The organism is Rhizobium sp. BK275, assembly GCF_014193555.1.
GTDB lineage: Bacteria > Pseudomonadota > Alphaproteobacteria > Rhizobiales > Rhizobiaceae > Rhizobium.
On sequence record NZ_JACHZL010000002.1, the window covers coordinates 227915 to 241497 of the forward strand.

The following is a 13583-nucleotide window of genomic DNA, read 5'->3' on the forward strand; positions in this document are numbered from 1 at the left end:
CCTATGAGGAAATGAAAGCGCCATTTCCTGTGGTTTACACTTTCTTGACAAGCCAGGGCTAAGGTTTGCCCATCACACAACGACCCGGCTATCATGATGAACGCAGTGCAGCCGATCGCCAAGGCGCAATCCGCATCAGCTGGCATTGGATTCATCGGCAGGATCCGGCAGCTGCTCACCCGTCTTCTGCCATCCGCCCTCATCTACACGGTTATCCTGATCGGCATTATCACCGTCATGAAATATGCCGGCGGTCCGGTCGACTATGTCGGCCCCGACAACGACGACGGCATGCGCCTCGTGGAGATCAGAGATTTCCTGAACGGGCAGGGCTGGTTCGACCTGATGCAGTACAGGCTCGGCCTCGGCGAAGGCACGCTCATGCATTGGTCGCGGCTGATCGACCTGCCGATCGCTATCCTGATCCGCCTTTTCGGCCTTTTCCTCGGACACGATGCCGCGGAAGCCGCTGCACTCGTGGTCTGGCCCCTGTCGCTTGTTTTTCCTGCTATGCTTGCCATGGGCCTTGCCGGCCAGCGTGTCGGGGGGCTTGCCGGCATGCACCTGTCTTTCTGCCTTGCCGGGATGGCAATCTATACCGGCAATCGCTTTGCGCCCGGCGCCATCGATCATCATAATGTCCAGCTCGCACTTGTCGCGACCATGACGGCGATGCTCTTTGATGAAAAGCAGCGCGCTTGGAACTATGTGGTTGCAGGTGCGGTGGCCGCATTGGCGATCGCGATCGGCGCGGAAACCACGCCTTTCGTTGCCATCTATTGCCTGGTGGTGGCGCTGCTCTGGATCTGGGAGGGCGAGCCGTTCGCTGCCGCTACCAAGGCCTTCGGCTTCAGCCTCGCCGTCACGATCAGCATCTTCTTCTTCGCGACAATACCGCCACAGCAATATTCCGTGGTGACTTGCGACAATCTTTCGCTCGGCTTCTACAGCCTGGCGGCCATCGGTGGCGGCCTGCTGCTGGTTTCCGCAGCCTTTGCCAGCCGTCTCGGCCGTGGCCTGCGTGTTGCCGTGCTCGCAGCCGTCGGCGCTGTTATTTTCGGTTCGGCAATGGTCATTGCGCCGCAATGCCTTCGCAATCCGCTTGCCGATCTTGATCCCATGCTGGTCGAGCTCTGGCTTCGCAATGTCTCGGAAGCGCAATCCATTCTCGCGCTCAGTCGGACAGATCCCTTTTCGCTTGGCGCATTCTATGCGCCTGGCCTGCTCGCGATTACCGTCTGCATTTTCCGCTCCGTGCAGGGCGATCGCGTGCAGGTCCATCTCGTCCTTCTGGCGCTCTTGAGCGTCAGCTGGGCCGTCGCCCTGGTCCAGGTCCGGGGAGCCGTCTTCGCAAACCTGCTGTCCATCCTGCCGCTTGCCTTGCTGATCATCGACGTGCGCCGCATGTCGAACGGCGATAGCGAGAATGCCGCGGCTGCCCTCGTCTATATCGTGACGGTTCTGGCAAGTGTGCCGGCGGTATGGGCCGTCGGCGGCGCACTCGTCGAAATGCAGGTCAACGAGACGAAGAATGCCGTGGACTCGGATAGCCTCTCCTGCTCGTCGAAACAGGCCCTCGCTCCGCTTGGCGATCTGCCGGCTGGTTTGGTCTCGGCGCCGTCGGAAATGGGTGTACCGATCCTGCGCTACACCGCCAACCGTGTCCTGTCGGCGCCCTATCATCGCAACCAGGGTGGCATGCTGACCGAAATGCATATCGGTCTGGCCGAGCCGCAGGAGGCGGAAGCATTTCTGAGGGGAGCGGGCGTCACGGTACTTGCGTTCTGCCCGGATGATCTGCAGACCAGTGAAATCGCCAGATTGAAGCCCAACGGGCTCTATGCGCAGCTCGGCAAGGGAAATATTCCGGCCTACCTCGATCCGCTGCCGAAAGCGGCTGACAGCGGTGTTCAGTTCTTCCGTTACCGGACGACGCCGAACTGACGCCCTATCTTTCAGGAATGGGCGAGTACGGCCCGCAGACGATCGGTCGTGAAGAGGCCGCCGAGATAAAGCAGCAGGCCGGCATTATAACCGATGATCGTGTAGAGAAGCGCCAGGAATGATACCGCACCGCCGGAGGCGATAGCAGCGAGTGCAAAGGTTGCGCCAATCAGCATGGCGACCAGTGCAATGACGCTGGCCGAGCGCATCAGGCCAGCGGTGAGGCCCAGTGTGGTTGCTGTCAGGATGATCATGTCGTCACCTCTTCTTCAGGTTGTTTGCGAGGAGCCTAGGAGCCCTCCGCTAACAAAAGTTTATTGGCCACCGTTAATGAAAGCTGCAATTGCAGCCATGGTTACGGATGCGTTCACCTGACGGCATTTCCTCCGGCTTGCGCCGGGCTTTTGTCTCCATATAAGTCAACTCTGTTACAGGCTGAAAAGTTCCGTTACTTTCTCATTTACGTAAACGGAACCCTCCAGCGGCAGCAACGACGTTTGAACGAAGCAGCATCACGCTGGCAATTCGATCGACGCCTGATCGACTGGTCGTTCGGAAAGAGGGCGAGCCGATACCTATAACGGGTGAGCAATAGCGACGACGAAAGAAGCGATCGCTCCCGCGCCTTCCATCGGCGGGGAAATTTCACTGTCACCAGCATGCTCATTTTTCGGGTCGGTGTTCGCCACTCCCTACGAACGTGAATGATACTAAGATTTTTTTTGAAGCAGCGATATCCCTATTTCTTGGGTTTTCCGCCGTTTTTTGAATAAAAATTCGCGCTTCTCCAGCCCCGACCTTTCAGTTTGAGGTCGATCAAAATAGAAAGAGGAGATGAGCAATGTCTTTGACGGCGATTCGCCTACCAATCTCGCGGAATATTCGGTCTCGGAGCTCTCCGGTTCCATCAAGCGGACCGTCGAGACAGCCTTCGATCAGGTGCGTGTGCGTGGCGAGATTTCGGGCTACCGTGGCCCCCATTCGTCCGGCCATGCCTATTTCTCGCTGAAGGACGATCGGGCTCGCATCGATGCGGTCATCTGGAAGGGCACCTTTTCCCGCCTGAAGTTCCGTCCGGAAGAAGGTATGGAAGTCATCGCGACCGGCAAGGTCACGACCTTCCCCGGCTCTTCCAAATACCAGATCGTCATCGAGACCCTGGAGCCTGCCGGCGCCGGCGCGCTGATGGCCCTGATCGAGGAACGCAAGCGCTGTCTCGGCGCAGAAGGCCTTTTCGATCCCGCGCGCAAGAAACGCCTGCCGTTCATGCCCAGGGTGATCGGCGTAGTCACTTCGCCGACCGGCGCCGTCATTCGCGATATCCTGCACCGTATCTCGGATCGGTTTCCCGTCCACGTCGTCGTCTGGCCCGTAAAGGTGCAAGGGGAAGGCTCAGGCGAGGACGTGGCAAACGCCATCAATGGCTTCAACGCTCTGGAACCTGGCGGTGAGATTCCGCGTCCGGATGTGCTGATCGTCGCCCGCGGCGGCGGCAGCCTCGAAGATCTCTGGAGCTTCAACGACGAAATCGTCGTGCGTGCCGCGGCCGATAGCCGGATTCCCTTGATCTCTGCCGTCGGCCACGAGACGGACTGGACGCTGATCGACTACGCCGCCGATGTGCGCGCGCCAACGCCGACGGGTGCCGCCGAAATGGCCGTGCCCGTCAAAGCTGAACTCGAAGCGCAGACCGCAGGTCTCACCGCCCGCCTGCAAGGCTGCATGAGCCGCCAGATGGATCAGCGTCGCCAGTCCGTTCGCGCCTTGATGCGCGCCCTGCCGTCGCTCGACCAGCTGCTGGCACTGCCCCGCCGCCGCTTTGATGAGGCGGCCACTGGCCTTGGCCGCGGGCTGGAACTCAACACCATCAATAAGCGCCGCGGTTTCGAGCGTGTCGCCTCGCATCTGCGCCCGGACGTGCTGTCCAACCGCATCACCGAGCGCCGTCAGCTTCTGAACGAGCGCATGGTCCGCGCAGAACGCACCGTCGAGCGGCTGGTCGATCGCTCGAAGTCCCGCATCGAACGCGCCGAGGCCATCCTCGCCTCGCTGCCCGCCCGGCTGAAAACCCAGACCGACCGCAGCCGCGAGCGGCTCGGCAATCTTTCGCGCCATGCCGATACCGCGATCCGCCATCAACTGACCCGCGCGCGCGCCGAGCTCTCCGCGCAAGACCGTGTGCTGCAATCGCTCTCCTATAAGAACGTACTGAAACGCGGTTACGCCGTCATCCGCGACGAGGAAAACAGGCCGGTCTCGCAGGCCGCTGCTCTCTCCGCCGGCATGGGCATTGCCATCGAGTTCGCCGATGGCCGCGTCGGCGCCATGACGACGGAAGGCGGCACGCCGCCAGCGGGGTCGAAGAGGCGTACTGCCAAGGCCGGCGAGCCGCCGAAGCAGGGAAGCCTGTTTTAGCGATGCGGGTCCTGCTGGTGCTTGCCCATCCGTTGCAGGAAAGCTTTGCCGCTTCGGTGGCGCTGACGGCCCGCAAAGCATTGGAAGCCTCTGGCCATGTCGTCGACCTGCTTGATCTCTATGCCGAGGATTTCGATCCGCGCCTGTCGAATGCCGAACGAGGCGGTTATTTCGACGTGTCTTATGACACCTCTGCCGTTGCCGGTATCGTTGATCGACTGAAGGCGGCCGATGGACTCGTCCTCGTCTTTCCGCAGTGGTGGTTCAATTTCCCGGCAATCCTGAAGGGCTTCTTCGATCGCGTCTTTGCGCCGGGTGTCGCCTTCACCCATGATGTCGCTGGCGGCCGCATCGTGCCGCAGCTCACCAATATCAGGCTGCTCTATGCGCTGACGACGACGGGTTCGCCCTGGTGGCTGGTGCATTTCTATATGGGCAATCCCGTCCGTCGCCTGCTCAAGCGCGGCATCGCCAATTTCTGCTCCAGGAAACTCGTTTTCCGCATGATCAGCCTCCATGATATGGACCGTGCGACGGAGGCCAGGCGTAAGGCGCATCTGGAGCGTATCCGGAAGGCGCTTGCCGCCGTCTGACTATTCGAAATCCGACAGGAATTTCTTCAGCAGCCGATCAAGCTCCGCCTTGTCCTCGACCGTCAGATTGCGCGTCAGCCGCTGCTGGTTGGCGACATGGGCACCGACCGCCTCTTCCACGGTCGCCAGCCCCTTCTCGGTGAGCGCGATCAGCACGCTGCGTCGGTCCTCGGGATTGAACAGGCGCTCCACGAAACCGGCCTTTTCCAGCTGATCGATCCGGTTCGTCATCGTGCCGGAGCTCACCATGGTCATGCTGAGCAATTCTCCAGGCGATAGCCGGTAGGGCGAGCCCGAACGGCGAAGTGTTGCCAGTACGTCGAAGGCGGAGGAGGAGAGCCCATGGCTGAGAAGCACTGCCTCCACTTCGCGGCCGATATGCGTCGTCAGCCGCTTCAGCCGGCCGAAGATGCCCATGGGTTCGACATCCAGCTCCGGCCGCTCGCGCCGCCATTGCGCTAGGATCCTGTCGACGTGATCTTCTTTCGTTTTGCCCATGCCGCATCGATATCAGCAGATCTCTTGACGTCAAGATAAAATGCACTATTCTGAATTTATCTTGAAGTAGAGATTCTTGATATGAAGAAAAATCCTCGCTACGCCGTCGATGTGCTGATGACCGCGATTGCACCCGCCATATGGGGCAGCACCTATTTCGTCACGACGTCTTTCCTGCCGCAGGGCTATCCGCTGACGGTCGCCATGCTGCGCGCGTTGCCGGCCGGCCTGCTTCTGTTGCTGATTGTCCGAAAACTGCCCACAGGCATCTGGTGGGGCCGTGCCTTCATTCTCGGCGCTCTGAATTTCTCATTCTTCTGGGCGATGCTCTTCGTTTCAGCCTACCGGCTGCCGGGCGGCGTGGCCGCCACCGTTGGCGCCGTGCAGCCGTTGATCGTCATTGCGTTGTCGCGCCTCTTCCTGGGCAAGCCGATCCGCTTCCTCACAGTCGTTGCCGGCCTGATCGGCATGAGTGGGGTGGCATTTCTGGTGCTGAGCCCCAAAGCGGCTCTCGATCCTGTCGGTGTTGCCGCAGGTCTCGCCGGCGCCGTCTCCATGGCTTTCGGCACGGTGCTGACCCGCTATTGGCAGCCGCCCGTCTCCAGCCTGACGTTTACCTCATGGCAATTGACCGCAGGCGGCATCCTGCTCGTGCCCATCGCATTGTTGCTGGAGCCCGCGCTTCCCGCGCCATCGGCCACCAATATCCTCGGCATCGCCTATCTTGGCCTCATTGGTGCCGCCTTCACCTATCTGCTTTGGTTTCGCGGTCTCTCGCGCATCGAGCCTTCGGCCGCGGCATCGCTCGGTTTCCTCAGCCCTGTTGTCGCGACCCTGCTCGGCTGGCTGGCGCTCGGCCAGAGCCTGACGCCAACTCAGCTCTCGGGTTTTGTCATGGTTCTGGTCAGTGTCTGGCTCAGCCAGCGCAGCCTGATGCCGAAGGCGGGCGTTGTTAGGCCCATTCCCCCTGGCGCATCACCGGCACCCGCGATCCATCAGGCCTGATGCCGTCGATATCGACCTTGTCGGAGCCGATCATCCAGTCGATATGGATCAGGCTGGAATTGCCGCCCTGCGCCTTGATCTGTTCCTGGCTCAGCGAAGCGCCGTCGAGGAAGCACTTCGAATAGCATTGGCCGAGCGCGATATGGCAGGAGGCATTCTCATCGAACAAGGTATTGTAGAAGAGGATGCCGCTTGCCGAGATCGGCGAGGAATGCGGCACCAGCGCCACTTCGCCGAGCCGGCGTGCACCTTCGTCCGTATCCAGCACCTTGTTCAGCACCTCCTCGCCGCGCGAGGCCTTGGCCTCGACGATGCGGCCGCCTTCGAAGCGCACCCGGATATTGTCGATCAGCGTGCCCTGATGCGAAAGCGGCTTGGTGCTCGACACGTGGCCTTCGACGCGTAGCGCATGCGGCGTGGTGAAGACCTCCTCGGTCGGGATGTTCGGATTGCAGGTAATGCCGTTCTTCGCCGTCGAGGCGCCGCCATGCCATTCATGTCCATCGGCAAGGCCGACGGTGAGGTCCGTGCCCGGTCCGGTAAAATGCAGCGAGGCAAAACGCTCGCCGTTCAGCCAGGACGAACGCTTGGCGAGATTGGCATTGTGCTCGGTCCAGGCCGCGATCGGGTCGTCGAGATCGACGCGAGACGCCGCGAAGATCGCCTTGGCGAGCTTGGCGACGGCGATCGCTTCCGGGTCGTCGGGGAAGACCACCTTTGCCCAGGAGGGGTTCGGGTAGGAGACGATGTTCCAGTTGATGTCGAAGTTGGAGATCTTCTCCAGCGCGGGCTTATAGGCGGTAGAATTGGCGCGGTTGGCGCGGCCGACCTTGCTTGGGTCCTGCTCCGACAGCAGCATCGGATTGTCGCCTGCAATTGCAAGGCGCGCCGAGCCCTTCTCATAGGCCTTCGCCATGCCGTCATAGAGCCAGCCGGAAGCCCGGTCGAAGCTCTCGTCGCTGCCATACTGATAGCGCGCCAGCGTTGTCTCCTCGTCGGAATAGAAGGTCGAAACCAGGCCGGCGCCCGCGAGATAGGCATGTTTGGTGATCAGCCGCACCAGCGGCAGTGCCACGACAGGGGCGGTAATGACGAGATCCTGCCCATGCTGAAGCTGCAGGCCGACCTTGATGGCGACTTCCGCGAGCCTCTCGAGTTTGACGGGATCGACGGAGCTGTGGCTCTGGGGCATGAACGTCATGGGATCAACCTGCCTTTTTGATATTTGCGACGGGAGGTGAAAGACTTAGACCCCTTTACGGCGAAAATGAAGCGCTCAGGCCAATTCATCTCGTCTCAGGCGATCAGGGCCGCGGCTGTCGCTTTCAGTGCTTTCAGTGCGTCCTTGGGGTCCAGGCGCACCTGCAGACCGCGCTGTCCGCCGTTGATGTAGACCAGCGGCTCTGCAAGCGCCGTCTCCTCGAGTGCTGTCGGCACGATCTTCCTCTGCCCGAACGGGCTGATGCCGCCGACATGGTATCCCGTCAGTCTTTCGGCATCGGCAGGTTTCATCATATTGGCGGATTTGCCGCGAAAGGCGCTGGCGAGCTTCTTCATGCTGACCTCGCGATTGGACGGCACGACCACGCAGACCGGCTTTCCATCGACTTCCGCCATCAGCGTCTTCAGCACGCGATGCGGCTCTTCACCCAGCGCTTCGGCAGCCTGCAGCCCGACGCGTTCGGCACTTGGATCATAATCATAGGTATGAACCGTAAAGGCGATGCCGGCCTGTGTGAGAACCTGGGTTGCGCGGGTGGTCTTGGACATGGCTCAGCCTTTGAACATCTGCGCGTAGTTCTCCGGCTTGAAGCCGACCAGCAGCTTGCCGCCGGTTTCCAGCACCGGCCGCTTGATCATCGATGGCTGGTCGAGCATCAGGGCGATCGCCTTCTCGCGGTCGAGATTTTCGCGCGCGGCGTCAGGCAGATTGCGGAAGGTCGTGCCGGCGCGATTCAGCACCGTCTCCCAGCCTGCCTCGTCGATCCAGCGTTCCAGATGCGCTCGGTCGATGCCGACGGCCTTGTAGTCGTGAAAGTCGTAGGCGACGGCGTGTTGGTCCAGCCAGCTGCGGGCCTTCTTCATCGTGTCGCAGTTCTTGATACCGTAGATGGTGACGGCCATGCCGGTTCGATCTCCCTGATTCCTAAGGGAGATACCACGCTGGATGAGCGCTGCAAACGCCGTCAGTCCTTTATCCCTCAAGCTCTTCCATAAGGGCTGGCAGGTCGGCCACGGTCTCGATGACGTAGTCGGCGCCGGCGGCAATCAGCTTCTCGCCGATCCGTTTGTGCAACGCGGCACGCGCCTCTTGCGAAAGCGCATCCGCCTCTTCAGGTGTCAGCCCCGCCTCGTTGCCCGAGAGCGTCACGCCAACGGTTACGCATCCTGCGGCAGCACCCTCGGCAATGCCGGGTTCAGTGTCATCGACCTTCAGGACGGCAGAGGCCGGATAGACCATCAGGTCGAGGAAGCACTTATACATACCGATCGGCGTCGGCCGGCCAAGCGGCAGATCGTCGGCGCAGATCAGATTGTCGGGCGCATAACCCTGTTCGGCGGCAAGCGGCAGCACGCGCTCCATGATCGAGCGTGTATAGCCTGTCGTCGAGCCGATCTTCATCTGCCGCTCGCGCAGGTATTCGATCGTCTTGATCGCGCCCGGCACCAGCGTGCAATAGTCGGCCACGACAGCTTCGTTCAGCGGCACGAAGAGCTCGTAGACCTTATCGATCGCCGCCTCGTCCGGAAGCACGCCTTGTGCCGACTGCCAGCGGGCAGCGATATGCGGCTCGGCCAGCATCGCGGCAATATGCGCCCGCTTCGGAAGCCCCATCGGCTTGCGGGCGTCGGCGATCGTCACCTCGACGCCGAATTTGCCGAAGGTTCCCACAAAGGCGCCCATCGGTGCGAAAGAGCCGAAATCGATCATCGTGCCGGCCCAGTCGAAGATCACTGCCTTGAATTGCCTCATGCTGCGCTCCCGTAAAGATCCTCGATGGTTTCCTCGCCGATGCCGAAGGCGGTCGAAGCACCGCAGCCCGCGGTGATGACGACGACGCGTAAGGCGTCGGAAGGTTTGTCCGTGAAGCGCCAGCGGTCCGGGGCGGAGGCATAGGTGCCGATCCAGCGCTCGGTGATGAAGCGTCCCGGCAGATTGAGCACGGCGTCCATCTCGTCGAGGGTCAGCCGGTCGACCCGCTCGAGACCGAAAGGATCGGGCGTTTCGGAGTAATGATGACTGTCGCCGACGATCAGCGAGCCATCCTCCGATTGCGTGACGATCAGGTGGATGCCGTTTTCCCGCTCCGGCTTGAATTCCCGGTCGAGCCGCGCCTTCAGGGCCGTCGCTTCGGGCAATTCGGCATAGCCGAGATAACGCCCAAGCCCGAGATCGGACATGACGGCAGTGCTCAGCGAAACCCGCTGAGCCGGCACGACACGCATCATCTGCAGCTTGCAGCGCGTGACGTTGTAGGCCGCAATCCGGTCCGCAAACAGGCTCTTGAAATCGTCGCCGGGGCAGACGACCACCGTCTCCGCCTCGATGAGGCCGGTTGACGTTTCTATCCGCGGCGGCGCGACAGCATTCACTGCTGTCGAGCGGCGGAACTCGATGTCATATTTGACTTCGAGATAACGGGCGAGCAGCGGAATGGCCGTACGGGATTCGACGCGCAGTTCATGCGGGCTGTAGAGCGTGAAACGCCCCGCTTCCGGCCGCAGTGCCGGCACGAGCCGCCGCGCCTCGTCGAGCGTCAGTCTTTCGCAGCCTTCGCCCATCTCTGTGCGCAGGAAGGCATCGATCACGGCCTCGGATTCGTCGAGCCTCGCAGCAAGCAGCAGCCCGCGCTGCAGGACGTCGATGCCGGCATCGTCGACAATCTCGGCCCAGATATCACGGGCCTGGCGTGCCATGTCCCAGCAGTCGCCGGCCTGCTGGCCAGTCACCGTCACAAAGCCGAAATTGCGCACCGAGGCGCCATTTGCCTGTGCGTCGCGGTCAATAACGACGACCCGTTTGCCGCGCTTTGCCGCCGCCAGCGCATGCGCCAGCCCAACAATACCCGCGCCGACGATCGCAATGTCGTAATGCGGCATGAAAGCTCCTTCGCAACATGTCTGCCACGGCTTGGCGGATTTTCTTGAAGCCTGTGTGACAGTTGCGCGGGGCCTTACATGCGCATGTGGAAAAGAACGCCGGTCAGTCTTCCAGCGTACCGGCCTTTCGCGTTGCCTTGCTCGGTTGGTCGGCCGCGATCTTCATCAAGTCGCCACGCCGGCGTACGAGCCGATCGGACGTGCGGGTGAGCAGCAGCCCGTCCTGTGGCGCGCGGATATCGATATCGCCTTCGGCAAAGCCCGGGCGGGTGACGATCGTGGCCAGAAGCTCTCCTTCCGAAACGCGCTCGCCGATATTGCGGTGAAACAGCACGGTGCCGCCCTGCGGCGCGCGTACGATCTCGACATTGTCGAGCGGCACGGCCGGCCCGGAGAAGGAAGCATCTCCGGCCGCTTTGCCACTGACGACACCGCGCCCGATTAGGAACTGCAGAAGACCTTCGGCGTCTTTGTCGGCCATGCCAGGATAGACATCGCGCCGGCCGCGCAGTTCCACCGTCACAGAGAGCTTGCCCGGAAGCCTCGCCTTGCGCTCGCCCGGCACCTCATATTTCCAGGCGAAGCCGACCGCTTCTTCGAAGGCTGAGCTCTCACCATCCGAAAGCAGCACCGCTTCCATTTCGAGCGCGCTCGCAAGATCTGCCGCTTCCGGCCAGAAGGCTTCGTCGATATAGGCGTACTGCAGCGATTCATCGTCGCAATGCAGGTCGATCACCAGATTGGCGCCGAGCGCCATATGGATCAGCTCCCGCTTCAGGCGATCGGCAGCCGGATATTTATCAAGCTCGTCAATGAGTTCTGGCCGGTCACGGACGGAGATCAGCGGAAAGTCGCGGTTGAAGTTGGTCCTCGAACCGAGATCGAACCTGCCTTGCAGTTCGCCGAAATGCGATTGTGCCGCTCCGATCGGGTTTGCCTGGGGCACGAGCGCGATATCGCCGGTGATCCGCCCTTCGCTTTCGGCCTGCCGCAGCTTACCGCAGAGGAAATGCGCCAGCGCCGTTCCCGGCAGTTCGTTCGCGTGCAGTGCGGCCTGGATATAGACCTTGGGCGCGGCAGGATCATTTCCCTTGAAACGCATGACCGGCAGCCGCCATTCGATGCCGGGCGTATCGCCGGGGATGATGATCTCTGAAACGTCCACTGTCTTGCTCCGCATTTCGTATTGGGTGGGAAGTCTTATGCGAATCCCCATCCAAGGCGCAAGCGCGGCTCAGCCGAGCAGCGGCCAACGGCCGACGACGTTGTGCTCGCTCTTTCCATAGATGCTATGGATCAGCAGGAATTCGCGAATATTCCACTGCACTGGCCGGTTAAGCTTTTCAGGCAGAACGGTCTTGCGATCGTAGAGGAGCGTCATGTGCGGCGTCAGATGGCCACCGAGGTTATAGGGCAATCCAGCCTCGTATAAGCCCTCCTGGATTTGGCGACGAAGATCCTGCAGCGCCTCGTTTTCCCGCCTGCTGGAGATGACGAAGGCCTGCGGTTCGCCTGGATGGCTGAAGCTCATGACTTCATCGAGCACGAGATCGAACGGCCGGGCGCGCACTGTCGCGGCAACCTGTTCTGCGCCGAACACGATATCCTGTGGTAGCCTGCGGTAAGCGCCGATGCCATTCAGCGTGACATGAAGCAGCTCGCGGGGCCGCGAAGGTCCGGTCAGCGAATGGGCGTAGCGACGGGCTTGAGCGATCTCCAGCGCTTCGGATGCCGCTTCGATGGTCGGGCGAAGCATGAAGAACAATCTGTGGTGACGTTCCCCAACGGGACTGGATTTCTTCCGGAGACCTGAGCCATTCGGATCGAGTGGAAAATGAGGCATTTGAACTACGGACTGCATCGCCCGCCTCCTTGTTGTACAAGGAGGAGCTTACCGAAGTTGATCTTTTTGTAAAGAACAAAACAAGAACATTTATCGCAAACGTTATGCTCGAAACACAAACGGCTACCGAAAGGCAGCCGTTTGCAACATCGAATGAACGGGGGACTGCACGTCTTAAGCAGCGTTCTTGACGACGTCAGTTGCCTTCTTGGAAGACTTGGCGCGCGCGGCCTTCGGCGGCACGAGACGAAGAATGTCATCCGCCAGCATGCGAGCATTGCCCTGTGCCTTGTCGAGGTTGCTGACGCGGGCAGGATCCATCGTATAGAGGCTGCCGCCGGAGACGAACATGTCGCGGTATGCGGCGCGTTCGATCAGTGCCGTATCGATGACGTTCACCTGCTGCTGTGCTAGCAGTCCCTTGACGGCCAAGAGCGCACGCGTGGTGATGATCGAGCTGATGCGGGTCAGCACGACCGAATGCGGGATGCGGATATCGTGCTGGGAAGCAAGCTGCTTCATGATCTCCAGCACCTGCGCGCCGCCGACGGCATCCATGGCGCAGCCCTGCACCGGAACCATCACATGATCGGAAAAGCCGATGGCCTTCGCCATCAACGGGCTCATGCCGGCCGGCAGGTCGACGATGATATAACCGCCGCGCTTCTTGAGATCCTTGATCTGCTGTTCGATCGTATCTTCCGCGACATTGGAGATCACGGCGAATTCGGCTGCTTCACCGGACAGACAGTGCCAGCGGCTGGCCCATTGCTGCGGATCGGCATCCAGAACGGAAACGCGATGGCCACGGCGAGCCAGTTCTGTGGCAAGAACGAGAGCGACCGTCGTCTTGCCGGCGCCCCCTTTCGTATTCGCAAATGTAATGATTGGCATCGACTTACCTCGGGTTGATGAGTTGGCGGCGATCATCCCTGGGAGGCGCGTCTCGGGCTTTAAGGAACAGCGGCTTTCACAGTGATGAGGTGAAAAGGTCAAACAGCAACCTTGTGTGGCGCTGTTTTACCTTGCTGTCCGAGGTTGATTTTTTCTGGGTGCAATTCTTAGTCGACCAGCGGCAGCGAGCCGCTGTGCTTACCGAACTTTAAGGCGTTAAAATCACTCAGCAGGCTGGCTTGGCTGTATTTTGTGGCAACGCGTCTACGGCAAAAATAGTCAACGACCTT

Annotated in this window: 14 protein-coding genes; 4 read left to right on the forward strand and 10 right to left on the reverse strand. The window is 60.9% G+C overall.

The annotated features are described in order from the left end of the window. Positions 1-96: 96 nt before the first annotated feature. Positions 97-1944: a hypothetical protein gene (locus FHT82_RS07005; protein ID WP_183729179.1), complete on the forward strand. Its 1848-nt coding sequence runs from the start codon at positions 97-99 to the stop codon at positions 1942-1944. A gap of 11 nt (positions 1945-1955) precedes the next feature. Here FHT82_RS07005 and FHT82_RS07010 read toward each other — a convergent pair whose 3' ends face one another. Then, positions 1956-2198, reverse strand: coding sequence for a hypothetical protein (locus FHT82_RS07010; protein ID WP_183727734.1), 243 nt, complete (start codon positions 2196-2198; stop codon positions 1956-1958). 580 nt (positions 2199-2778) lie between these two features. Here FHT82_RS07010 and xseA point away from each other — a divergent pair. Both xseA and FHT82_RS07020 read left to right on the forward strand, forming a co-directional pair. Continuing rightward, on the forward strand, positions 2779-4359 hold the full coding sequence (xseA, locus tag FHT82_RS07015; protein ID WP_183727736.1) for an exodeoxyribonuclease VII large subunit: 1581 nt from the start codon (positions 2779-2781) through the stop codon (positions 4357-4359). 2 nt (positions 4360-4361) lie between these two features. Beyond that, positions 4362-4952, forward strand: a complete 591-nt coding sequence (locus FHT82_RS07020; protein ID WP_183727738.1) for an NAD(P)H-dependent oxidoreductase — start codon at positions 4362-4364, stop codon at positions 4950-4952. Here FHT82_RS07020 and FHT82_RS07025 read toward each other — a convergent pair whose 3' ends face one another. Next, positions 4953-5450 carry a MarR family transcriptional regulator gene (locus FHT82_RS07025; RefSeq protein ID WP_183727740.1) on the reverse strand — a complete coding sequence of 166 codons (498 nt, stop codon included), beginning with the start codon at positions 5448-5450 and terminating at the stop codon, positions 4953-4955. 81 nt (positions 5451-5531) lie between these two features. Here FHT82_RS07025 and FHT82_RS07030 point away from each other — a divergent pair, with 81 nt between their 5' ends. Next, positions 5532-6455 (forward strand): EamA family transporter, encoded by a 924-nt coding sequence (locus tag FHT82_RS07030; RefSeq protein WP_183727742.1) that lies wholly within the window; start codon positions 5532-5534, stop codon positions 6453-6455. Here FHT82_RS07030 and FHT82_RS07035 read toward each other — a convergent pair. The 8 genes from FHT82_RS07035 to FHT82_RS07070 all read right to left on the reverse strand — a co-directional run bounded on the left by FHT82_RS07035 (position 6403) and on the right by FHT82_RS07070 (position 13293). Next, a complete protein-coding gene (locus FHT82_RS07035; protein WP_183727744.1) occupies positions 6403-7656 on the reverse strand; it encodes an aminopeptidase in 1254 nt (417 codons plus the stop codon). The genes FHT82_RS07030 and FHT82_RS07035 overlap by 53 nt on opposite strands. 95 nt (positions 7657-7751) lie before the next feature. Continuing rightward, positions 7752-8225: a Cys-tRNA(Pro) deacylase gene (ybaK, locus tag FHT82_RS07040; RefSeq protein WP_183727746.1), complete on the reverse strand. Its 474-nt coding sequence runs from the start codon at positions 8223-8225 to the stop codon at positions 7752-7754. A gap of 3 nt (positions 8226-8228) precedes the next feature. Then, the gene (locus FHT82_RS07045) at positions 8229-8579 is read right to left on the reverse strand and encodes an ArsC family reductase (RefSeq protein WP_183727748.1); all 351 of its coding nucleotides are present in this window, start codon (positions 8577-8579) and stop codon (positions 8229-8231) included. A 70-nt stretch (positions 8580-8649) separates the two neighbouring features. After that, complete coding sequence (gene phnX / locus FHT82_RS07050; protein WP_183727750.1) at positions 8650-9429, reverse strand: phosphonoacetaldehyde hydrolase; 780 nt, start codon at positions 9427-9429, stop codon at positions 8650-8652. Next, positions 9426-10556, reverse strand: a complete 1131-nt coding sequence (locus FHT82_RS07055; RefSeq protein WP_183727752.1) for a TIGR03364 family FAD-dependent oxidoreductase — start codon at positions 10554-10556, stop codon at positions 9426-9428. The genes phnX and FHT82_RS07055 overlap by 4 nt, the downstream gene beginning before the upstream one ends. A 103-nt stretch (positions 10557-10659) precedes the next feature. Further along, complete coding sequence (locus FHT82_RS07060) at positions 10660-11721, reverse strand: succinylglutamate desuccinylase/aspartoacylase family protein (RefSeq protein WP_183727754.1); 1062 nt, start codon at positions 11719-11721, stop codon at positions 10660-10662. A 69-nt stretch (positions 11722-11790) separates the two neighbouring features. Then, entirely contained in the window at positions 11791-12312 is a 522-nt protein-coding gene (locus FHT82_RS07065) for a 2'-5' RNA ligase family protein (RefSeq protein ID WP_183727756.1), read from the reverse strand. 261 nt (positions 12313-12573) lie between these two features. Then, positions 12574-13293, reverse strand: coding sequence for a ParA family protein (locus FHT82_RS07070; RefSeq protein WP_183727758.1), 720 nt, complete (start codon positions 13291-13293; stop codon positions 12574-12576). Between the last annotated feature and the right edge of the window lie 290 nt (positions 13294-13583).